A 21,401-nucleotide genomic window follows, 5' to 3' on the forward strand; every position below is an offset into this window, starting at 1 on the left:
AGGTAAGAACTGTCCTTGTCGAACGTCACCGTCGCCGTCTTGGCTCCTGGCTTGCAGTCGACCTTGTCGATGTCGCGATACCCCGCGTTGGTCGCGGCGTCGAAACCTTGGTTCTTCCCGCCCAGGGCGGTCGCGGCGAGCACTAGATCGTCGCACACCATCGGTCGACCGTCGGAGTAGACGGCGTCCCGGTTGAAGTCGTAGCGCACCGTCATCGGCGACGTCTCGGTGAGTGTTGCCGTGCCGATGTCGCGATCCGCGACGATCTGTCCGTCCGGCCCGATGAACGAAAACCCGGGAAGCACCCGCGTCAACGCCATCAGTCCGCCTTCGGCGTACCCGTCCGGGGTGTTGACGTTGTAGTCCGAGACACGGGCATCAACGAGGTAGTCGATGCTCGACCCCTCCTCGGCCTCCCCGCACGCCACGAGCATCGTTCCCGCGGCTGCGACGGCCGCGGCCAGCGCTGCAACCCTTCGCAGCCGCGGCCCGATCATGCGCTCGCCACCTTCTCACGGCGCGCGAGCACCTTCGCGGTATGACGTTTGACGTCCTTGCGACGTTCTTTGAGGGACACCAGCACGGGCGACGCGAGGAACACTGACGAGTAGGTGCCGACGACGACACCGACCAACTGGATCAGCGCGAGGTCCTTGAGCGTGCCGACGCCGAGCATCACCACCGCGATCACTATGAGGGCGATGATCGGCAGTACCGAGATGACGGTCGTGTTGATCGACCGCATCAGCGTCTGGTTGACCGCGAGGTTGGTCTGTTCGCCATAGGTGCGTCGGGAAGTCGCGAACACCGATCTGGTGTTCTCCTCGACTTTGTCGAACACCACCACCGTGTCGTACACCGAGAAGCCGAGCACGGTCAGCAGGCCGATCACCATCGCAGGCGTCACCTCCCAACCGACCAGCGAATACACGCCGGCGGTCGCCACCACGTCGAACAGGAGTGACACCAGCGCCGCGGCGGACATCTCTCGGTCGAAGCGGACCGCGATGTAGACGAACACCACCACCAGGAACACCAGAAGTGCGATCACCATCTTGCGGGTGATCTCCGCGCCCCATGTGGAACTCACGTCAGAACTGCTGACGTCGGCGATCGTGATATCCGGTTTGAACTTGTCCGCCAGAGCGTGCGCCAGTCTGGTGGCGTCCTCCGGAGACATCGTCTCGGTGCGCAACTGGATGGTCGCTGAGCTGCCTGCACCCGCGGTCTGCACCGCTTCGGGATCCTGACCAAGTGTGTCGGCGAATACCTGGGAGACCGAATCAGTGGTGATCGACGACGACGCCGCCGGCAGCGACACCTGGGTGCCGCCCTCGAAGTCTATACCGGGCGTGAAGCCGCGAAAGACCATCGACAGGATGCAGATCAGCATGATCAGGGCCGAGATCGCATACCACGTCTTGCGCTTGGAAACGATCTCGAATGCGCCGGTGCCCGTGTACAGGCGCGACAGGAACGAGCGGTTCTCGGCGGCGACGTAGTCCTCGTCGGCCCAGACGGTCGTTGGCTTCTCGTCGCTCACAGCGTGTCCTCTCCCGCGCCCGACCGCGTGCCCGCGGAGGCGCGACGTCTACGCGCCACCTCCGAGACAGCGCCCAGACCGTTGATACTCGGTCTCGACAGGAAGGCGGTCCGGCTCGCCAACACGACCATCGGGTGTGTCACGAGGAACACGATCACGACGTCGATGATCGTCGTCAGACCCAACGTGAACGCGAAGCCCTTGACCTGGCCGACCGCGAGGAAGTAGATGATCGCGGCGGCGATGAAACTGACAGCGTTACCGGTCCAGACCGTGCGGCGGGCACTCTGCCAACCACGGTTGACGGCGGACCGGAACGATCTGCCTTCGCGCATCTCGTCCTTTATTCGCTCGAAGTAGACGACGAACGAGTCGGCGGTCATGCCGATGCCGATGATCAGACCGGCGATACCCGACAGGTCGAGCGTGAAGCCGATCCACCGGCCGAGCAGAACGATCAGCCCGTAGACCATCGCCGAGGCGAGGATCAGCGACAGGAACGTCAAGAATCCGAGCATCCGGTAATACAGCAGTGCGTACAACAGCACGGCGAGCAACCCGACGGCGCCTGCGATCAGTCCGGCCTTCAGCGAGGTGAGTCCCAGAGTCGCGGACACGGTCTGCGCGTCGGACATCTCAAACGACAGCGGCAGCGAACCGTACTGGAGCGCGTTCGCGAGCTCCTGAGCCTCCGTCTGAGTGAAGTCACCGGAGATCTCCGTGGTGCCGATAATCGCCGAGTTAATGGTCGCGGCGCTCACTACCTGGGTGTCCAGGACTGTCGCCGTCGTCTTGCCGACGTTCTTCCCCGTGTAATCGGCCCACGTCTTCTTGCCGTCGCCCTTGTAGTCGACGGCAACGACCCACTGACCGCTCTCGTTCTGCTGGGCCTTGGCCTGGTCGACGTCGGTGCCCTTGATGATCATCGGCTCGAGGAGGTACACCTGCCCGTCCTTGTCGCCGCACGCGACGAGGTACTGGTCGGGCTCGTCATAGCCGACGAGCGGATCGACGGCATCCGGCGAACAGTTCACCTTCGCCATCTCCGCCTGCAGTCGCTGCATCTGCGCCTGGTCGGCGCCCGCCGGAGCCTGTCTGGCCTTCCGCGCCGCGGCGATGGCCGCCGTCTGCTCCTCCGGCGTCATCTGGGACACCTTCTTGGCGTTCGGGTCGGTCTTCTGCGGCGTCGCGGGTGTCTGTGTCACAACCGGACGGATGTACAGGCGCGCGGTCTGGCCGAGGGAACGGGCCTGTTTGCCGTCGTCCCCGGGCACCGTGATGACCAGGGTGCTGCCGTTGACGACGACCTCGGACCCGCCGACGCCGAGGCCGTCCACACGCTGCTCGATGATCTGACGCGCCAGATCGAGCTGGCTCTTGTCCGGGGCCTTGCCGTTCTCGGTACGCGCAGTCAGGACGACACGTGTACCACCCTGCAAGTCGATCCCTAGTTTAGGCTCCGCCTTGTGATCTCCGGTGCCGAAGACGATCGCGAAGATCGCGACCAACGCGGCGAGGAATCCCACGATCGGGACCCAGGGGGAAGTCTCCCGCTGTGCGGTACGTCGCGCGGTGAGTGGGTTGTTACTGCTCACGTCGCGGCAGCCTACTTCTCGTCGGGCTTGTCGTCACCGGGCTCGTCGCCGGACGACTTGTCGAGATTCGGCTTGCCCGAGGTCGAGCCGCCGTTCGACGACTCGTCCGAGTCGAGGCCCTCGAGGCTGTCCGGCACGTGGAAGTCGTCTGCAGCGCTCTCGTCGACGGCGTCGGGCGATTCGGAGACCGTCTCGCGGATTGCGAGACGGTTCCATTCGGTCACCACGCCCGGCGCGATCTCGATATGGACGACGTCTCCGTCCGAGGCGTCCACGACAGTCCCGAACAGACCGGACTGAAGCTGGACGCGGGCGCCGGGTCCGACGGACGACTGCATATCGGCGGCCGCCGCCGCACGCTTCTTCTGGTTGCGGACGCTCACGAACATGAACACGGCCATCGCAGCCAGCATCAGCGGGATGATCAATGAGGATGACATGCGCTCCAGTGTGCCAGGCCCGCCCGTCGTACCGTGCGGCGCACACGCCGAGTGAGGCGAGGACCGCACCACAGGCGCGGCGGTGACACCGTCCGAGCAGGCCGCGAGCGGCGGCCCCATCCGCTCGAGTGGGACGCGCTCAGTCGAACAGTGTGTCTTCGCGTGTACGCACGCCGTGGACCTGATCGATCGCGTCCGGCGGGGCCTGCAAGCCCAGATGCTTCCACGCGGCTCCGGTCGCGACACGACCACGCGGGGTCCTAGCGATCATTCCGGCGCGCACCAGAAACGGCTCGCACACCTCTTCGACGGTTGCCGGCTCCTCACCGACGGCGACGGCGAGAGTCGACACGCCGACCGGCCCCCCGCCGAACCCTCGGACGAGCGCGCCGAGCACCGCACGATCGAGACGGTCGAGGCCGAGCTCGTCGACGTCGTACACGGCCAACGCCGCACGTGCCGCCGTGACGTCGACCCGACCGTCCCCGCGGACCTCCGCGTAGTCGCGGACACGCCGCAGCAGACGGTTGGCGATACGCGGCGTGCCGCGGGACCGTCCCGCGACCTCGGCGGCCGCGTCTGCGTCGATCTCGATGCCGAGAATCGCCGCCGACCGCACGAGGACCCGGACCAACTCCGCGGGTTCGTAGAACTCCATGTGAGCGGTGAACCCGAAACGATCGCGCAACGGACCGGTCAGAGCACCCGACCGGGTCGTCGCACCCACGAGGGTGAATGGGGCGACCTCGAGCGGGATCGACGTGGCTCCGGGGCCTTTACCCACGATCACGTCGACGCGGAAGTCCTCCATCGCCAGGTAGAGCATCTCCTCGGCGGGCCGCGCGATCCGGTGGATCTCGTCGATGAACAGGACGTCGCCGTCGACAAGGTTCGACAGCATCGCGGCGAGATCGCCTGCTCGCTCCAACGCGGGACCGGACGTGATCCTGATGGCCGCGCCCATCTCACTCGCGATGATCATGGCCAGTGACGTCTTGCCGAGTCCGGGCGGACCCGAGAGCAGAATGTGGTCGGGTGTGCTGCCGCGGGCACGTGCCGCGTGCAGCACCAGTTCGAGTTGCTCGCGGACCTTCGGCTGCCCGATGAAGTCGCCGAGCGTGCTCGGCCGCAGGCTCGCATCGAGATCCCGGTCGGCCGGTACCGCGTCCGCCGACAGGAAATCGTCGGACGGACCGTCGAAAGCACCGGTCATCGGCGAGGTCCGAGCCCGGCGAGCGCGGTGCGCAACAACGTCGGCGAGTCCGCGTCCGGCTGCTGCGCCAACACCGACGCCACCGCCTGCTGCGCCGCGTTCTCCGTGAATCCGAGTCCGATCAGGGCTTCGGCCACCTGTTGGCCGACTCCGGTCACCTGCGCACCGGGCGAAGGCGATCCAGTCGGGCCTGCGTCGACCTTGTCGCGCAGTTCCACCACCAACCGCTCGGCGACCCGCTTGCCGATGCCCGGCACCGCGGTCAACGCCTTGGCGTCCGATTCGGCGAGTGCACGCCGCAGGCTGTCCGGCTCCAGAACGGCGAGCGTTGCCATTGCCAGTCGAGGCCCGACACCGGTGACGGTCTGTAACAGGCCGAATAACGCGCGGGCGTCCGGGTCGGTGAACCCGTAGAGGGTCATCGAGTCCTCGCGGACGATCATCGATGTGAGCAGCCGGGTGTGCTCGCCGCGGACGAGCCGTCCCAACGTCGGCGGGGTCGCGAGGACTCGGTAGCCGACCCCCGCGCATTCGACGACCGCGTGGTCGAGCGCGATGTCGACGACTTCTCCGGACACCGAAGCGATCATCGTGCCCCGACCTCCCTCTGCAGCGCCTCCTGCTGTGCCGCTTTCACGCGGGCACGATGACGGGCCTGCGCGGCCTTCGCCTTCGCGGCCGCCTCTTCCATTCGTTCGTTGACCGGGCCGCGCCAGCAGTGGCAGACCGCGAGTGCCAACGCGTCAGCGGCGTCCGCGGGCTTCGGTGCCTTCTGCATCCCGAGAATGCGCGTGATCATCATGGTGACCTGCGCCTTGTCCGCCCGACCTGAACCGGTCACCGCCGCCTTCACCTCAGACGGCGTGTGAAAGCGGACCGGGATGCCACGTTGCGCGGCGGCCAGCGCGACGACGCCCGCCGCCTGCGCGGTGCCCATCGCCGTGCTCACCTGCCGTTGCGCGAAGACCCGTTCGACGGCTACGACGTCCGGGTGATGTGTGTCGAGCCAGTGCTCGACGGCGCGGTGGATCGCGAGAAGTCGGTCGGCGAGATCCATGTCGGACGGAGTGCGGACCACATCGACGTCGAGTGCCGTGACCTTACGTCCGCTCCCCGACTCCACCAGTGCGACACCGCACCGCGTGAGGCCGGGATCCACTCCCATCACTCGCACCGCGTACCGACCTCCCAGCAACCGCGCCGCGCCTGCCGCAGCGAACGTTTGTTCGAGATCTTATCAGTCGTCTTCGAGCTCGGCGAGCACCTCGTCGGTCAAGTCGACGTTGCTGTAGACGTTCTGCACGTCGTCAGAGTCCTCGAGTGCGTCGATCAGCTTGAACACCTTGCGTGCCCCGTCGGCGTCCACCGCGACCTCGACGGACGCGCGGAAGTCGGGCTCCGCCGAGTCGTAGTCCATGCCGGCCTCCTGCAACGCCGTGCGCACTGCGACGAGGTCACCGGGTTCGCTGACGATCTCGAAGCTCTCGCCGAGGTCGGTGACGTCTTCGGCTCCCGCGTCGAGCACAGCCATGAGGACATCGTCCTCGGTCTGCTCGCCCTTCTCCATCGTGACGACGCCCTTGCGGGTGAACAGGTACGACACCGAGCCCGGGTCGGCCATGTTGCCGCCGTTGCGGGTCATCGCGGTGCGGACTTCGCCTGCTGCACGGTTGCGATTGTCGGTGACGCACTCGATGAGGACGGCGACACCGTTCGGTCCGTAGCCCTCGTACATGATGGTCTGCCAGTCGGCGCCGCCGCCTTCTTCACCGCCGCCGCGTTTACGCGCACGTTCGATGTTGTCGTTGGGCACCGACGACTTCTTGGCCTTCTGGATCGCGTCGAAGAGCGTCGGGTTGCCTGCCGGATCACCACCACCCGTGCGGGCGGCCACCTCGATATTCTTGATCAGCTTGGCGAACATCTTGCCGCGCTTGGCATCGATGACCGCCTTCTTATGCTTGGTGGTGGCCCATTTGGAGTGGCCGCTCATGGTGGTGATCCCTTCGGTTTACGCTCGCTCGCCGACACCGGCCGAGCGGAGTGACTGTCAGATTCTACGCTGCGCGCACCAGGTCGACGAAGTACCCGTGCACCCGGTGATCGCCGGTGACCTCGGGATGAAACGACGTGGCCAGCACGTTCGCCTGCCGCACGGCGACGACGCGCCCGGCAGCGGGCCCGCTCGGCACGGTGGCGAGAACCTCGACCCCGTCGGCGACGGATTCGACCCACGGGGCCCGAATGAACACCGCGCGCATCGGGACGGCTCCGGGCAGGTCGGTGATGCCGGTGAACTCCAGGTCGGTCTCGAACGACTCCACCTGACGGCCGAACGCGTTGCGTCGCACCGTGACGTCGAGTGCGTCGAGGTGGCGAGCGTCCGGACGCGTGTCGAGGATGTTCGAGGCCAGCATGATCATTCCGGCGCAGGACCCGTACGCAGGCAGCCCGTCACGGAGTCGGTCGACGAGCGGATCGTAGAGGTCGAACACGCCGAGCAGTCGGCTCATCGTGGTCGACTCACCGCCCGGGATGATCAGCCCGTCGACGCGGTCGAGTTCACTGGAGCGGCGAACGGGGACCACATCGGCGCCGACCGCCGCCAGCCCCTCGATGTGTTCGCGGACGTCGCCCTGCAGGGCGAGTACCCCGATCAGCGGACTCACTTGTCCCCCGCCTCCTTATGCCCCGCCTCGTCATGCCCCGTCACGATGACGCTCGCCTTCTGCTCGGGCACTCCGGTGCGAGCCAGGCCCTCCTGCGTCACCGCTGCCACCATGCGGCCGCTGCGATCGTAGATCCGGCCCTGGGTCAGGGCGCGGGCACCGGTCGCCGACGGCGAGGTCTGGTCGTACAGCAGCCAGTCGTCTGCGCGGAAGGGGCGCAAGAACCACATCGCGTGATCGAGCGATGCACTCTGCAGCATCGCGTCCGGATGGGCGACCTTCGCCGAGCCGAGCAGCGTCATGTCACTCATATACGCCAGCGTGCAGACGTGCAGAAGTTGGTCGTCGGGCAGTGGTTTGCGATAGCGGAACCACACCCGCTGCTGCGAGGCGAACCAGCCGTGCGTGACGAGTTGCTCCTTGGGAACCACGCGAACGTCGAAATTGTCCCATTCAGCGAACAATGCCTTCCCCGGGCCGTCGACGTCCCTACTGTCCACCAGCGACTCGGGTTCGGGCGCCTGGGGCATCGTGTCCTGGTGCTCGATCCCCTCGTCGCCTTCGACGTGGAACGACGCCGACATCGAGAAGATCGTCTCGCCGTTCTGCACACCGTTCACCCGGCGCGTGACGAACGACCGCCCGTCCCGGATGCGGTCGACGAGGAACACCGTCGGCTGATGGGGTTTTCCCGGCCGCAGGAAGTAGCCGTGAAGAGAGTGCACGCGAAACTCGGGTGCGACGGTGCGAGTGGCGGCGACCAGTGCCTGCCCGGCCACCTGCCCGCCGAATGTTCGGCGCAGCGAGCTCGCGAAGACGCTGCTGCGGAAGATGTCGTCGTCGATGCGCTCGACGGCCAGGATGTCTTCGATGTCTGCCACGTCTCGCATTATCCCTCAGCAACTCCCCGCAGCCCTCAGCAACTCCCCGCGAACATCGCCGGCCCTGCTGCACAGAGTGATACGCGTCGGTAGTGTCGCACCCATGGCTGAACGCGAGGAAGTCTCCGCACCCACCACCGACACTCCCGACGACGCGAATCCCGAGATGTCCGCCGCTGAGGTGACCGCTCAGCTGCGCGCCGTCCTCGACGGACGTTGGGCGGCGACGCGCGACGTCGTGCGCGACCAGATCCAGGCCACCGGCCTGGTCCCGAAGTCGGGCGTACCGATCCCCGAATATCGAGCGAACATGCTCGACGCGATGCGCTCGATGGTGCCACTCGGTTTTCCCGCCGACGGCTTCGCCACGACGCACGGTGGGACCGGCGACGTCGGAGCCGCCGTCACCGCCATCGAGGAACTCGGATACGGCGACCTCTCGTTGATGGTCAAGGCCGGCGTCCAGTGGGGCCTGTTCGGCGGAGCCGTCGAGAACCTGGGAACCGAGCGCCATCACGAGAAGTATGTGCGCGGGCTCATCGATTTGGACGTGCTCGGCTGTTTCGCGATGACTGAGACCGGTCACGGCTCCAACGTCCAGGCCCTGGAGACCACTGCGACATACCTTCCTGAGTCGGGCGAGTTCGAGATCACCTCCCCCACACCGGGTTCACGCAAGGACTACATCGGCGGCGCCGCCCAGCACGCCCACTACGCCTCGGTGTTCGCCCAACTCATCACGGCAGGCCCCGGCGAGGAGCCGATGAGCCATGGCGTGCACTGCTTCGTCGTCCCGATCCGCGACGCCGACGGCAACGACCTTCCGGGCGTCACCACTTCCGACTGCGGGCTCAAGGGTGGTCTGCCCGGCGTCGACAACGGTCGGATCGTGTTCGACCACGTCCGCATCCCGCGAGAGGACCTCCTCAACCGCTACGGCGACGTCGCGGCCGACGGAACGTATTCGAGTCCGATCGAGTCGCTGAACCGACGCTTCTTCACCATGCTCGGCACGCTGATCCGCGGTCGTGTGACCGTCGGTGCCGCAGCAGGCGCCGCGGGCCGCCTCGGGTTGGCTCTCGCGGTGAAGTATGCCCTGGTGCGTCGTCAGTTCTCGGGACCGGAGAGCGAAAAGGAGCTCGTCCTGCTCGACTACCGCACGCACCAGCGTCGGCTTCTTCCGCTCGTCGCACGTGCTTACGCGTTCGCGATCGCACAGAACGAAGTGGTCGCCGAGCTCCACGAACTGCAGTCCGGTGACCCGGCGGACGCCGACCCCGACGAGATCCGCAAGTTGGAGGTCAAGGCAGCCGCGATCAAGGCCGGTCACACCGAACTCGCATCGAGGGCCATCTCGGAGGCACGAGAGGCGTGCGGCGGCGCCGGCTACCTCGACGAGAACCGGCTGTCGTTGCTACGCGGCGACATCGATGTGTTCACGACCTTCGAGGGTGACAACCTCATCTTGCGCCAGCTCGTCGCCAAGCAGCTTCTCACCGCGTACGCGGGCGATATCAGCGACCTCGACGCGGTCGGCTGGATCCGATTCGTCGCGTCGACGGTCAAGGACATCGCCCTGGAGAAGACCGCAGCGCGTCAGGTGGTGCAGACACTGCTCGACGACTCGGACGAGGACCCGGAGAACAGCGACCTGACCCACCCGGGAACGCAGCTCCGACTCCTCCGCAACCGCGAGGACCATCTGCTGCGCACGGCGGCCAATCGCATGCGCCGAGCGCAGGACGACGACGCCGACGCTCAGGAAGTCTTCACTGCGACGCAGGACCACCTGATCAAGGTCGGTGACGCCCACATCGAACGCGTCGTGCTGGAGAGTCTCGTCGACGCGATCGGCACGGTGACCGACAAACAGACTCGAACCGTGCTGAAGCGGGTCCGCGATCTGTTCGTCTACTCCCTTGTCGAGGACGACCTCGGCTGGTATCTGATGCATCGTCACATCTCTGTGGAGCGGGCGAAGGCCGTCCGGCGCGGGGTCAACGATCTGTGCGGGACGCTGCGTCCGCATGCGGAGCAACTCGTCGACGCCTTCGGCATTCCGGACGTGGCACTCGACGTCCCGATGATCCGTCACGCCTGAACTCTTCCCGGCGAAGCAGGCGCCCGCTCATGGCTGTCGCGAGCGGCGTGTCACAGCTCTTCGATGTCGATGATGTCGTCCTGGATGGCGCGCGCGACGAGTGCGGCCTTCGTGGACGCCGGACGGCCGATCTCGGAGTACTTGGCGCGGATCCGTGTCAGGTGGGTGTTGACGGTGCCGAGCGAGATGTGGAGTTCCTGTCCGCAGGCCGGCTTCGAATCGACCATGAGCCAGGTGCGCAGGACCTCGACTTCGCGGTCGGTGAGAGCCGGTCGCGGCAACTCGGGCGCTGCGGTGCCGCCCGCATTCGTGTCAACGGTGGCCATCGGGGTGAGGTGTCCGCGACGGCGCAGCGGGGCCTCAACGTAGATGGGACGGCCGGGAAGCGGCATCACTCGTGAACTCAGTCGGGCCAGTGCCTCGCGGCGGCGCGCCTCTGCGGAGGCCGATCGCGTCGTCGTGTGGACGGTGGTGCGGGTGGTGTTCTGGTGTCCGGGGGCGGTGCGGATCGCGGCGACGGTCATGTTTCTTCCCTTCCTCGGCGCCCGGAATCGGTCGTTCACCGGGCTGATGAGAAGAACGTTAGGGTGATCGGCACCATAACGCGATGGGGAGAACTACCCATGGTTACACAGCAGGTCAGAAGGTATTTCTGAAGCGGTTCGGCGCGGCGGTGCACACGGGGCGCCCATGCCCGCTCACTCGCCGGCGCGAGGCTGGCTGTTGCGTGCGTACTCGGCGTCGAGCATCGGGAGGTCGCCGCGCCCGACGAGCCCGGTGGACAGCGCGTACTCGACGAGCTTGAGGCGCCGGTTGGATGCGAGTCGTCCGCCGCCTGCGCGCATGCCCGCGACGCCGATCAGGTCGAGCTTGTCGCAGACGTTGTCGAGCTTCCGATTGAACTTGGTCAGCGACCAGCCAAGGCGCGCAGCGGCTTTCGCCGAGCTCGGCAACGCGCTGGCGCCGGTTCCGTCGCGCCGGAGGATCGCTTCGGCGAGCACGAGCACGGCGAGTTTCTGGCTCTCGGTGAAGTTGGGTACCCCGCGGGTCGTGTCGCCGCCGACGGTGGTCGTGCCGACCGGCGGCATCGTCGCGGGTGCACCGGCCTGCACCTGGACCTCATAGGTCGTCGGTCCGGCACTGAATACGATGCTCGTCCTACCGAACACAAGCGGCATCCGCGCGCCGGGACCGAGGGTCGCTGTGAACCCGAGGTCGGCGGCGGTCACTGTCGCCGACAGGTGGGTGCCGAGGTTCGTCAGCCACCACATGCCGTTCTCGTCGTGTAGGAGCAGGAATCGGCGGTGCAGGTACGGGTTGTCGTCGACGGTCAGGGTCGCTTCTCGGCCGATGTAGAACGGTTGACCTGCCACTACCGGATATCGTTGGCCGACGAACTCGACGAACGTCGTGCCGTCGCCGGCCGACTGCACCGTTATCGACTCACTGTCAGCGCGGCGACCGTGACATTGTCATGTGCTCCGCTCGCCAGTGCGGCTTCGACGAGCTCCGCGGCGGCGCGTTCGACGTCGCCCTCCGCGGCTGCGACGACCGAAGCGATCTCGGAGTCCTCGAGTTCGCCGTCCAGGCCGTCCGAGCAGAGCAGTACGATGTCGCCGGGAACTGCGGAAAACGCAAAGTAATCGGCGATCGGTTCGGCCATACCTGCACCGAGCGCACGCGTGATCACGTTGCGGCGCGAGTCGACGCGCGCTTCCTCCGGGGTCAGATATCCCGCGTCGACGAGTTCCTGCACTTGCGAGTGGTCGACGCTCACCTGCGTCAGAGCTCCCTGCGAGTACAGGTAGGTGCGTGAGTCTCCGATGTTGAACGCAACCCACGCCGGCCCGTCCTCCCCGTCCGCGAGAAGTACGCCCGTCGCCGTCGTGCCCGCTCGACGACCCGACTCGGATGTGAACGACCCGATCTTCTCCTGCGCCTGCACGAGCAGCCCGGCCACCGCGGTGCGCGTGGTGTCGAAGTCGTCGCCGACCGGTGAATCGGCGAGAGTCGAGAGAGCGGCTTCGCTCGCGAGCTCACCGCTGTCGTGCCCGCCCATGCCGTCGGCGACGAGGTAGCGGCCCGGCAGCGCCAGCGCGGCGTCCTCGTTGGCTTCACGGACCCGACCGACATGGCAGACCACCGACCAGTCGACGGTGACATCGCCGACCTGGTCCTGTCCGGTCCGCGCCTCGTCACGCAAGATGACGGTGTCGTCCATGCTCACCTCTCCCTGAGTGCCCCTGACTCATGAGTCCAAAGATTCATCGACCGTTCTCGGCGAGCCGATACGGTCGTACCGCGCGGCTCGCTGCCACGGCAGGAACCATGCCCGACAGAATAGTCGAGATCATTCTCGCCGGGTTCACCAACCGCGTTCCGCGAGCCGATGCGGCTGCGGCAGATCGTCGACATTGATGCCGACCATCGCTTCGCCGAGTCCGCGCGATACGCTCGCGAGCACGTCCGGATCGTCGTAGAACGTCGTGGCCTTGACGATCGCAGCGGCGCGCTCGGCGGGGTTGCCCGACTTGAAGATTCCCGATCCGACGAACACGCCCTCGGCGCCGAGCTGCATCATCATCGCCGCGTCGGCCGGGGTGGCGATACCGCCCGCGGTGAACAGCGTGACCGGCAGCTTGCCTGCCTTCGCGACCTCGACCACCAGGTCGTACGGCGCCTGCAGTTCCTTGGCTGCCACGTACAGTTCGTCTTCGGGCAGCGACGTGAGACGACGGATCTCCTGGCGAATCCTGCGCATGTGCGTGGTGGCGTTCGAGACGTCGCCCGTGCCGGCCTCGCCCTTCGAGCGAATCATCGCAGCGCCCTCGGTGATGCGACGGAGTGCCTCACCGAGGTTCGTTGCCCCACAGACGAACGGCACGGTGAAGGCGAACTTGTCGATGTGGTTCTCGAAATCGGCGGGGGTCAGGACCTCGGACTCGTCGACGTAGTCGACACCGAGACTCTGCAGGACCTGTGCCTCAACGAAGTGACCGATACGGGCCTTGGCCATCACCGGCACCGACACGGCCTCGATGATCGAGTCGATCATGTCCGGGTCACTCATCCGTGAGACGCCGCCCTGGGCGCGGATGTCGGCCGGTACCCGCTCGAGCGCCATCACGGCCACGGCCCCTGCGTCTTCGGCGATCTTGGCCTGTTCGGGCGTGACCACGTCCATGATCACGCCGCCCTTCAGCATCTCGGCCATGCCGCGCTTGACTCGCGCGGTACCGGTTGCCGGAGTGTTCTGCAGATCAGTGGTCACGGTGCGGTGCTCCTTGGTCTCAGGGATCTCAGTGATCTGAGCTGGTCTCTGGTGAGACTGACGGCATCAAGTAAACCCGATCACCCCGGCTGCGACCAACGGTGGGTCACACCGTTAGAGACCCAGCCCACGTGTGGCCTCGTCAGATAGGACGTGTGGGCTCATCCCCTGGTCACTCGCTCGGTGATCTCAAAGTAGTCGGGGCGATGAGCATGGCCCGCCAAATGCAGCCAGCGGACCATCCGCCGGCCACGGAGGGTCCGCGCATCGCGGACCGCGTCGTTGTAAAATCGCCGCGCCATCGTCACCCTGGTCTGCGCTTCGGCGAGCTCGGACGTCAGCGCAGGCGAGCGATGCACCGGGTCGGTCTGCGCGATGGCCGCGGACAGCTGGTTCTCGGCAGCTTCCCGACCCGCCAGGGCTGCGGACTCGGCCGCGTCTGCCGCCCGGGTGAGCACGTCGGCCCCCGGGGCTGCGGGGTCGGCAGCGGCGATCGCGCGGGCGACGACGGCGCGGCGCTCCAGCGCGGCGAACAGCGCTTGCCGGGCGAGATCGACACGGATGTGCAGCCGGTTCAGCCGGGAGGCTCGGGTGGCCGACAAGACGGCGAGCCAGACGAGGCCGACGACAACGAGGGCCACAATGAGGACCGTCGTCGCGGTGGCGGTCACGTGGTTACTCCGAGAAATTGCATCAGTCCGATACCACCACGGGGCCCGCGTTGAACGTGACGGTGTCGTACACGTTCTGAATCTGGTCGGCTACCCGCGACCAGTCGTAGAGGTCGGCGCGTTCGTGCCCACGCGCGACGTAGTCCGCGCGCAGGTCGTCGTCGCGCAGCAGAGTGTTGACCGCGTCGGCGAGTGCCGAGGGCGATCCGGTCGCCACGAGGCGTCCTGATTGTCCGTCGTCCAGGACCCGCGAGAAGGCGACGAGGTCGCTGGCGACGACGGCAGCTCCGGCGGCCATGGCCTCAACGAGCACGATCCCGAAGCTCTCGCCGCCGAGGTTCGGTGCGACGTAGACGTCGCTGCTGCGCAGCGCACGGGCCTTCGTCTCGTCGTCGACCATGCCGAGGAACTTCAAGTGTCCTGCCAGATCGCCCGCGCGTCTGCGCAATGCGGGCTCGTTACCGCCGCCGACCACCAGGACTTGTACGTCCGGGAACTCGTCGACGACGCTCGGCAGCGCACGCATCAGCACGTCGATGCCCTTGCGGGGCTCGTCGAACCGGCCGAGGAACATCACTGTGCGGCCCGCGCGTGGGTAGCCGTCCAGCGGACGGGCTCGTCCGAACGACGCCACATCGACCCCGTTGGGGATCTCGACCGCGTCGTTGCCGAGGGATTCCATCTGCCATCGTCTGGCGAGTTCGGACACCGCGATCTTGCCGCGGATCCGTTCCCGGAACTGGCGGAGCATCGAGTCGAAGAGCGCCAGCCACATCGACTTCGTGGTCGCGGTGTGAAAGGTCGTGACGATCGGGCCGCTGGCGACCATCAGCGACAGCATCGACAGACTCGGCGAGTTCGGCTCGTGTACGTGCAGCACATCGAACTCGTTCACCGCGATCCACCGACGCAGACGCTGATAGGCCTTCGGCGAGAATGTCACCCGCGACACCGACCCGTTGTAGGGGATGCCCAGCGCGGGTCCAGCCGAGTCGACGTAGTCCGGTAGGACGATGTCCGTGCCCGCCGGTGCGAGCACGCGCACTTCGTGGCCGCGACCGATAAACACTTCGGCGAGCTCGACGACGTGCGCTTGGACTCCGCCCGGGACGTCGAACGAATACGGGCAGATCATGCCGATCTTCACGCGCGCCTCACTCGACTCCGAGCCGGGCTCGACGTTCCGGAGACCAGTCGGCCTCCCATAGCGGCTGCAGCATATGCCAGTCGGCGGGTGCGGTCGCGATGTCCCGAGTGAACGCGTCCGCCAATCGCTGCGCAGTCGGCGCGACGCCACCCGCGGTGTCGATGATGGTGCCGCAGTTCAGAACCGATTTGCCGACGCCGTCGTATCGGTGGTGCACAGCGTGCAGGACTGCCCCGGTCTCGATCGCGAGCTTCGCCGACCCGGCGGGGATGCGGGTCTTCTGGCCGAACATTGTGACCGGGACGCCGTTCGACGAAAGGTCGCGGTCGGCCATCAGACACACGAGGCCGCCCGCTCTCAGACGCTCGGCGAGCAGCGAGAACGGCGGCTGCTCCCCACCGGTGAGTGGAAACACCTCGAAGCCGAGGGACTCACGGTAGGCGACGAACTGCTCGAACAACGAATCCGGTTTGAGACGTTCGGCGACCGTCGAGAACCGGCCATGGTTCTTCACCAGCCAGACCCCTGCGATGTCCCAGTTCCCTGAGTGCGGCAACGCCATGATCACGCCGCGACCGGACTGTACAGACGCCGCGATCGCGTCTCGGTCGTGATCGGTCATGGTCACGCTTGCGGCGATCTCGTCCGGGTCGGTCGTTGGCAGGCGAAACGCTTCGCGCCAATAGCGCGCATACGAGCGCATCGCCTCCTCGACGAGGTCGCCGGGAACGTCGTCCGGCGTCGTGCCGATGACCCGCGCCAGGTTCTTGCGGAGCTGCCGCGGCCCACCGTGGCGTTTTCCCACGAACGTTCCTGCGGCGTCGAAGACGCCGCGCGCCAGCGGCTCCGGCGAGTATTTGACGGCCGCCCATCCCGCTCGGTAGCCGAAGTCGGACATGATGTCGCCAACTCCACCCAGCACGCTCTCAGGCCTCCTCGGTCGGATCATCGGCGGCGGGCGCTGCCGACGGGATCAGGTCGCGGGCGCCAGGCGAACAGTAGATCGACCACATGCGTTGCGCGACGGTGATCAGACTCAGTACCGCGAGCGCCCACATCGCGACGTGGATCGCCCACGACCAGTGCAGGCCGGGGAAGTCGGTGAGGCCCGCGCCGACAAGAACGATGATCAATCGGTCGGGTCGCTCGATGAGCCCACCGTCGCCATTGAGTCCCGCGGCCTCGGCCCGCGCCTTGGCATACGAGATCACCTGCGACGTCACCAGGCAGATCATCGTCGCGATCAGCAGTAGCTCGTGCGGTTTCTGCACGGCGGCCCACCAGGCAAGCGCGCCGAAGATCGCACCGTCGGCGATCCTGTCGCATGTCGCGTCGAGGACCGAACCGAAGCGCGTCCCCCCGCCTCTGGCGCGGGCCATCGCACCGTCGAGCATGTCGAACATGACGAATGCCCACGTGACGAGCGCACCGGCGAACAGGTAGCCCTGCGAGAACAACCAGATCGACGCGGCTACCGTGACCAGGGTTCCGATGATCGTCATCAGGTCCGGTGTCAGGCCCGTCCGGATGAGCGCGCGGCCGATCGGCAAGGTCACCTTCGACACCGATGCGCGGCCTTTGATGCTAAGCACTCTGTGGTCCCCCGAGGTCCGTCCACGACTGCGCGAGGAGCGCGCGTGTGTCGTGAAGCAGTTGCGGCATCACCTTGGTGTCGCCGACGACAGTGATGAAGTTCGCGTCGCCCGTCCATCGTGGCACGACGTGCTGGTGCAGGTGCTCCGACAGCGATCCGCCTGCCGCGGCGCCCAGGTTGAGCCCGACGTTGAACGCGGTGGGGTTCGACACCGACTTGATGACGCGGATCAGATGCTGGGTGAACGCCATCAACTCGCGTGACTCGTCGACGGTCAGGTCCTCGAGATCGGCGACCTGGCGGTACGGGACGATCATGGTGTGGCCCGGGTTGTACGGGTACAGGTTGAGCACGGCGTACACGGACCCGCCGCGCGCGATGATCAAGCCCTCCTCGTCGGTCATCCGCGGGATGTCGAGGAACGGGTGGCCGGTGAGCTCACCGCCGTCGGACGCTTTCTTCGGCGCCGACGCGGTGATGTAGCTCATCCGGTGAGGCGTCCAGAGTCGCTCGAGTGCCTCGCGCGCCGACCCGTCCGCCGCGGTCATCGGCGCTTCCGCACGAATTCCAGAAACTCGCGCATCGTGTCGGCTGTCGGTGAGTCGTTGCGTCGGGACTCCTCCCACTCGTCGATCGCCACCACTGCGTCGTCGACGTCGACGCCGTTGAGCTGAGTACCGTCGCGGAACCGGAAGCTCACCGCGTTGGCCTCCACATCCCGCTCGCCCGCGAGGAGCATGAACGGCACCTTGGCGGTGGTGTAGTTGCGGATCTTCTTCTGCATCCGGTCGTCGGAGTGATCGACCTCGGCGCGGACCCGACGGCTCTTGAGTCGGTTGATTGTCGTCTGCAGGTGGCCTGCGAACGCCTCGGCCACCGGGATGCCGACCACCTGGACCGGCGCGAGCCAGACCGGGAAGGCGCCTGCATAGTGCTCGGTGAGCACGCCGAAGAATCGTTCGATGGAGCCGAAGAGCGCGCGGTGGATCATCACCGGACGCTTCTTGGTGCCGTCCGACGCCGTGTACTCGAGTTCGAACAGCTCCGGCTCGAAGAAGTCGAGCTGTAGCGTCGACATCTGCCAGGTGCGACCGAGCGCATCTTTGACCTGCACCGAGATCTTGGGGCCGTAGAACGCGGCGCCTTCAGGATCTGGCACCAACTCCAGACCGGATGCCTCGCCGACCTGGCGCAGGGTGTCGGTCGCTTCGGCCCATACCTCGTCGGACCCGACCGACTTCTTCGGGTCCTGCGTGGACAACTCCAGGTAGTAGTCGTCCAGGCCGTAGTCCTTGAGCAACTGGAGCACGAAGTTCAGCGTGGTGGTCAGCTCTTCGACCACCTGCTCCTGCGTGCAGTAGATGTGCGCATCGTCCTGGGTGAAGCCACGTGCGCGAGTCAGTCCGTGGACGACCCCGGACTTCTCATATCGGTACACCGAGCCGAACTCGAACAGCCGCAGCGGGAGTTCGCGGTACGAGCGGCCGCGCGAACGGTAGATCAAGTTGTGCATCGGGCAGTTCATCGGCTTGACGTAGTAGTCCTGGCCGGGCTTGCGAACAGTTCCGTCCTCGTTGTACTCGGCATCGAGCTTCATGGGCGGGAACATGCCGTCGGCGTACCAGTCGAGGTGCCTGGACACCTCGAACAGGTGCCCCTTGGTGACGTGCGGAGTGTTGACGAACTCGTACCCGGCCGCCGCGTGCTGCTCGCGCGAGTAGTCCTCCATCTCCTTGCGGATGATGCCGCCCTTGGGGTGGAACACCGGCAGCCCCGACCCAAGTTCGTCGGGGAAGCTGAACAGATCCAATTCGCTGCCGAGTCGGCGGTGATCGCGCTTCTCGGCCTCGGCGAGTCGGTCCAGGTACAGATCCATCGCCTCAGTGGACTCCCACGCGGTGCCGTACACGCGCTGCAGGTCGGCCAGGCTCTGGTCGCCGCGCCAGTACGCGGCCGAACTGCGAGTCAGTTTGAACGCCGGAATGTACTTAGTGGTCGGCACGTGCGGGCCGCGGCATAGATCGCCCCACACGCGGTCGCCCGTGCGGGGGTTCAGATTGTCGTAAGCGGTGAGATCTCCCCCGCCGACCTCCATGACCTCGTCGTCGTCTGCTGCACCCTTGTCGTCGATCAACTCGAGTTTGAACGGCTCGTTCGCCAATTCTTCGCGCGCTTGGTCTTTCGACTCGTAGACGCGGCGCGAGAACTTCTGACCGGACTTGATGATCTTGCGCATCGACTTCTCGAGGGCTTTGAGGTCCTCGGGCGTGAACGGATCGTCGACCGCGAAGTCGTAGTAGAAGCCGTCGGCGATCGGCGGGCCGATCCCCAACCGCGCCTTCGGGTTCAGATCCTGCACCGCCTGAGCGAGGACGTGCGCCGCGGAGTGGCGGATCACCGACCGCCCGTCGTCGGAGTCGGCGGTCACCGGCTCGACGTACTTATCGGTGTCCGGCGCCCACGAAAGGTCACGGAGCGTGCCGTCCGCTTCGCGCACGACGACGACGGCCTGCGGACCCTTGTTCGGCAGTTCGACGCCTTCGGGCAGGTCGGCGTCCCGCATCGCTGCGCCCGCCGTAGTGCCCGCCGGAACCCGCACGGTCTCGGGAAGGCGAACTCGGTGGGCGGACGCGACGTTGTCGGGCACTTGCTGACTCCTGTGTTTCTCGGACTGACGACATGAAACTGTCGAGCCTGATGGTATCGGTTCGCCCCGAACAGCGCCGTACCGCGTCTATCGAGACTCCCCGCCGATCGAGCGCGACCCCCGCCGATCGAGCCCGACCCCCGCCGATCGAGCGGAGTCGAGATCTCGACGCCGCTCGACCAACAGAAACACCGCTCGCACGAGCGCTCGGCCCGCTCCACAGCAATACGGGGTTGCGTCACCTATCCGTCCAGCAGTCCCTACCGCCCACTCAACAACGCGACCACACGGCCATCGCCGACGACCGAATTCAGTGAGGCGGCGTCGTCAACTCCACGTATCGCGCAAGGTGGCGGTCGGTGCTGCCGAACTCGTACTGCAGTGCGGACAGACGCTTGAAGTAGTGGCCGATCGCGAGTTCCTCGGTCATCCCCATGCCGCCGTGCAACTGCACCGCGTTCTGGCCGACGAAGCGGGCGGCGCGCCCGACCGTGACCTTGGCAGCCGACACCGCGCGAGCTCGCACCTCCGGTTCGGCATCCAATCTGATGGTGGCCAGAAGCGATGCGGCGGAGGCTTGTTCGACTTCCATCAGCATGTCGACCATGCGGTGACTGAGCACCTGGAAGCTGCTCAGCGGCGCCCCGAACTGCTGACGCTGCTTGCTGTACTCCACGGTGTCGTCGAGCACTTTGCGCATCGATCCGACGGCCTCGGCGCAGATCGCCGCGGCCCCTTCGTCGACGGCACGCGCCAGAGCTGCGGACGCCTCGTCGCCGGTCGCGAGGAGCGCGTCGCCGGGGATGCGGAGGTCTGCGAACACGATGTCGGAGGCCTGCCGGTCGTCGACCGTGCGGATGTCGTGCGCGGTAACGGCGCCGGCCGACTCGTCGTAGGGGAAGACGAACAGGCCGAGGTCGTCGTCCGCGACGGCGGTGACGATCAAATGCGTCGCGAGCGGAGCATCGACGACGAGTGCTTTGGACCCGTTGATCAGCCACTCGTCGCCGTCCCGATGGGCGGTGGTCGAGACGGAGGTCAGGTCGTCGGACGAGTCTTCGGCGGCGGCGAGCGCGACGATCGCATCCCCTGCCGCTATCTGTTCGGTCACGGCGTTCGCGACGTCCGAGCCGATCCCAGATAGGAGGCCGCCCGCCACGACGACGGTGTTGACGTACGGCTCAACGACGAGGGCGTGCCCGAGTACCTCGGCGATGACCATCGTCTCGACGGGTCCGCCGCCCATACCGCCGACCGATTCGGGCAACGTGGCGCCCAGAATGCCGAGGTCGTTAGCGAATGCCTTCCATATCTCGGGCTGCCATCGCGCACCGGTCTTGACCGCTGCGCGCGAGTCCTCGAGCCCGTATCGGTTGGCGAGGAACTGGGTGAGTCCGTTGCGCAGCAACTGCTGCTCTGCGGAGAGATCGAAGTCCATGTGTGTCAGAGCCCCAAAGCTGCTTTAGCGAGAATGTTTCGTTGAATTTCGTTGCTGCCCGCGTAGATGGATCCCGCACGATCGTTGAAGTAGTGCAACGGGGCGACGGCTTGCCAGGGCTCCCCTCCGGCATATCCGTCGGCGGGCGGGGTGAACTCGGCGATCGGCCCACCCGGTGCGGTGACGTGCGG

General features: G+C 66.4%; 21 protein-coding genes and 2 pseudogenes. 1 reads left to right on the forward strand and 22 read right to left on the reverse strand.

The window, feature by feature from the left end:
* From ACTIMF_RS15130 to ACTIMF_RS15175, 10 genes and pseudogenes are all read right to left on the reverse strand, one after another.
* Window positions 1-497: pseudogene (locus ACTIMF_RS15130) on the reverse strand (ABC transporter substrate-binding protein); the annotation flags it as partial.
* A complete protein-coding gene (gene secF, locus ACTIMF_RS15135) occupies window positions 494-1,543 on the reverse strand; it encodes a protein translocase subunit SecF (protein ID WP_442351121.1) in 1,050 nt (349 codons plus the stop codon). The pseudogene ACTIMF_RS15130 and the gene secF, both read right to left, overlap by 4 nt.
* A complete protein-coding gene (secD, locus tag ACTIMF_RS15140) occupies window positions 1,540-3,138 on the reverse strand; it encodes a protein translocase subunit SecD (RefSeq protein WP_442351122.1) in 1,599 nt (532 codons plus the stop codon). The genes secF and secD overlap by 4 nt, the downstream gene beginning before the upstream one ends.
* An 11-nt stretch (window positions 3,139-3,149) precedes the next feature.
* A complete protein-coding gene (yajC, locus tag ACTIMF_RS15145) occupies window positions 3,150-3,578 on the reverse strand; it encodes a preprotein translocase subunit YajC (protein ID WP_442351123.1) in 429 nt (142 codons plus the stop codon).
* A 139-nt stretch (window positions 3,579-3,717) separates the two neighbouring features.
* Window positions 3,718-4,791, reverse strand: coding sequence for a Holliday junction branch migration DNA helicase RuvB (ruvB, locus tag ACTIMF_RS15150; RefSeq protein ID WP_442351124.1), 1,074 nt, complete (start codon window positions 4,789-4,791; stop codon window positions 3,718-3,720).
* Window positions 4,788-5,381, reverse strand: a complete 594-nt coding sequence (gene ruvA, locus ACTIMF_RS15155; RefSeq protein ID WP_442351125.1) for a Holliday junction branch migration protein RuvA — start codon at window positions 5,379-5,381, stop codon at window positions 4,788-4,790. Before ruvA ends, ruvB begins: the two co-directional genes overlap by 4 nt.
* The gene (gene ruvC / locus ACTIMF_RS15160; RefSeq protein WP_442351126.1) at window positions 5,378-5,965 is read right to left on the reverse strand and encodes a crossover junction endodeoxyribonuclease RuvC; all 588 of its coding nucleotides are present in this window, start codon (window positions 5,963-5,965) and stop codon (window positions 5,378-5,380) included. The genes ruvA and ruvC overlap by 4 nt, the downstream gene beginning before the upstream one ends.
* A gap of 63 nt (window positions 5,966-6,028) precedes the next feature.
* Window positions 6,029-6,784, reverse strand: coding sequence for a YebC/PmpR family DNA-binding transcriptional regulator (locus ACTIMF_RS15165; RefSeq protein ID WP_442351127.1), 756 nt, complete (start codon window positions 6,782-6,784; stop codon window positions 6,029-6,031).
* Between the two features lie 64 nt (window positions 6,785-6,848).
* On the reverse strand, window positions 6,849-7,460 hold the full coding sequence (gene pdxT / locus ACTIMF_RS15170) for a pyridoxal 5'-phosphate synthase glutaminase subunit PdxT (RefSeq protein ID WP_442351128.1): 612 nt from the start codon (window positions 7,458-7,460) through the stop codon (window positions 6,849-6,851).
* The gene (locus tag ACTIMF_RS15175; protein ID WP_442351129.1) at window positions 7,457-8,341 is read right to left on the reverse strand and encodes an acyl-CoA thioesterase; all 885 of its coding nucleotides are present in this window, start codon (window positions 8,339-8,341) and stop codon (window positions 7,457-7,459) included. The genes pdxT and ACTIMF_RS15175 overlap by 4 nt, the downstream gene beginning before the upstream one ends.
* A gap of 166 nt (window positions 8,342-8,507) precedes the next feature.
* Between ACTIMF_RS15175 and ACTIMF_RS15180 the strand changes: the two genes are divergently transcribed.
* Window positions 8,508-10,442 (forward strand): acyl-CoA dehydrogenase family protein, encoded by a 1,935-nt coding sequence (locus ACTIMF_RS15180; RefSeq protein WP_442351152.1) that lies wholly within the window; start codon window positions 8,508-8,510, stop codon window positions 10,440-10,442.
* Window positions 10,443-10,492: 50 nt separating this feature from the next.
* Here the strand turns inward: ACTIMF_RS15180 and ACTIMF_RS15185 are convergent, their stop codons facing one another.
* The 12 genes and pseudogenes from ACTIMF_RS15185 to ACTIMF_RS15240 all read right to left on the reverse strand — a co-directional run.
* The gene (locus ACTIMF_RS15185; RefSeq protein ID WP_442351130.1) at window positions 10,493-10,966 is read right to left on the reverse strand and encodes a LuxR C-terminal-related transcriptional regulator; all 474 of its coding nucleotides are present in this window, start codon (window positions 10,964-10,966) and stop codon (window positions 10,493-10,495) included.
* Between the two features lie 174 nt (window positions 10,967-11,140).
* A complete protein-coding gene (locus ACTIMF_RS15190) occupies window positions 11,141-11,875 on the reverse strand; it encodes a hypothetical protein (RefSeq protein ID WP_442351131.1) in 735 nt (244 codons plus the stop codon).
* Between the two features lie 2 nt (window positions 11,876-11,877).
* Complete coding sequence (locus ACTIMF_RS15195; RefSeq protein ID WP_442351132.1) at window positions 11,878-12,663, reverse strand: PP2C family protein-serine/threonine phosphatase; 786 nt, start codon at window positions 12,661-12,663, stop codon at window positions 11,878-11,880.
* Window positions 12,664-12,807: 144 nt separating this feature from the next.
* Window positions 12,808-13,713 (reverse strand): pyridoxal 5'-phosphate synthase lyase subunit PdxS, encoded by a 906-nt coding sequence (pdxS, locus tag ACTIMF_RS15200; RefSeq protein ID WP_442351133.1) that lies wholly within the window; start codon window positions 13,711-13,713, stop codon window positions 12,808-12,810.
* Between the two features lie 161 nt (window positions 13,714-13,874).
* Window positions 13,875-14,384, reverse strand: a complete 510-nt coding sequence (locus ACTIMF_RS15205) for an NUDIX hydrolase (RefSeq protein WP_442351134.1) — start codon at window positions 14,382-14,384, stop codon at window positions 13,875-13,877.
* 22 nt (window positions 14,385-14,406) lie between these two features.
* On the reverse strand, window positions 14,407-15,531 hold the full coding sequence (locus ACTIMF_RS15210; RefSeq protein WP_442351135.1) for a glycosyltransferase family 4 protein: 1,125 nt from the start codon (window positions 15,529-15,531) through the stop codon (window positions 14,407-14,409).
* Window positions 15,532-15,538: 7 nt separating this feature from the next.
* Complete coding sequence (locus ACTIMF_RS15215) at window positions 15,539-16,450, reverse strand: phosphatidylinositol mannoside acyltransferase (protein WP_442351153.1); 912 nt, start codon at window positions 16,448-16,450, stop codon at window positions 15,539-15,541.
* A gap of 7 nt (window positions 16,451-16,457) precedes the next feature.
* Window positions 16,458-17,123, reverse strand: coding sequence for a phosphatidylinositol phosphate synthase (gene pgsA / locus ACTIMF_RS15220; protein ID WP_442351136.1), 666 nt, complete (start codon window positions 17,121-17,123; stop codon window positions 16,458-16,460).
* A complete protein-coding gene (locus ACTIMF_RS15225; protein ID WP_442351137.1) occupies window positions 17,116-17,673 on the reverse strand; it encodes an HIT family protein in 558 nt (185 codons plus the stop codon). The genes pgsA and ACTIMF_RS15225 overlap by 8 nt, the downstream gene beginning before the upstream one ends.
* Window positions 17,670-19,772, reverse strand: a complete 2,103-nt coding sequence (gene thrS / locus ACTIMF_RS15230; protein ID WP_442351138.1) for a threonine--tRNA ligase — start codon at window positions 19,770-19,772, stop codon at window positions 17,670-17,672. The genes ACTIMF_RS15225 and thrS overlap by 4 nt, the downstream gene beginning before the upstream one ends.
* Before the next feature lie 310 nt (window positions 19,773-20,082).
* Window positions 20,083-21,210, reverse strand: coding sequence for an acyl-CoA dehydrogenase family protein (locus ACTIMF_RS15235; RefSeq protein WP_442351139.1), 1,128 nt, complete (start codon window positions 21,208-21,210; stop codon window positions 20,083-20,085).
* 5 nt (window positions 21,211-21,215) lie between these two features.
* Window positions 21,216-21,401, reverse strand: a pseudogene (locus tag ACTIMF_RS15240) (acyl-CoA dehydrogenase family protein); the annotation flags it as partial.

The organism is Gordonia sp. (in: high G+C Gram-positive bacteria) (assembly GCF_052106715.1).
In the GTDB taxonomy this organism is placed as follows: domain Bacteria; phylum Actinomycetota; class Actinomycetes; order Mycobacteriales; family Mycobacteriaceae; genus Gordonia.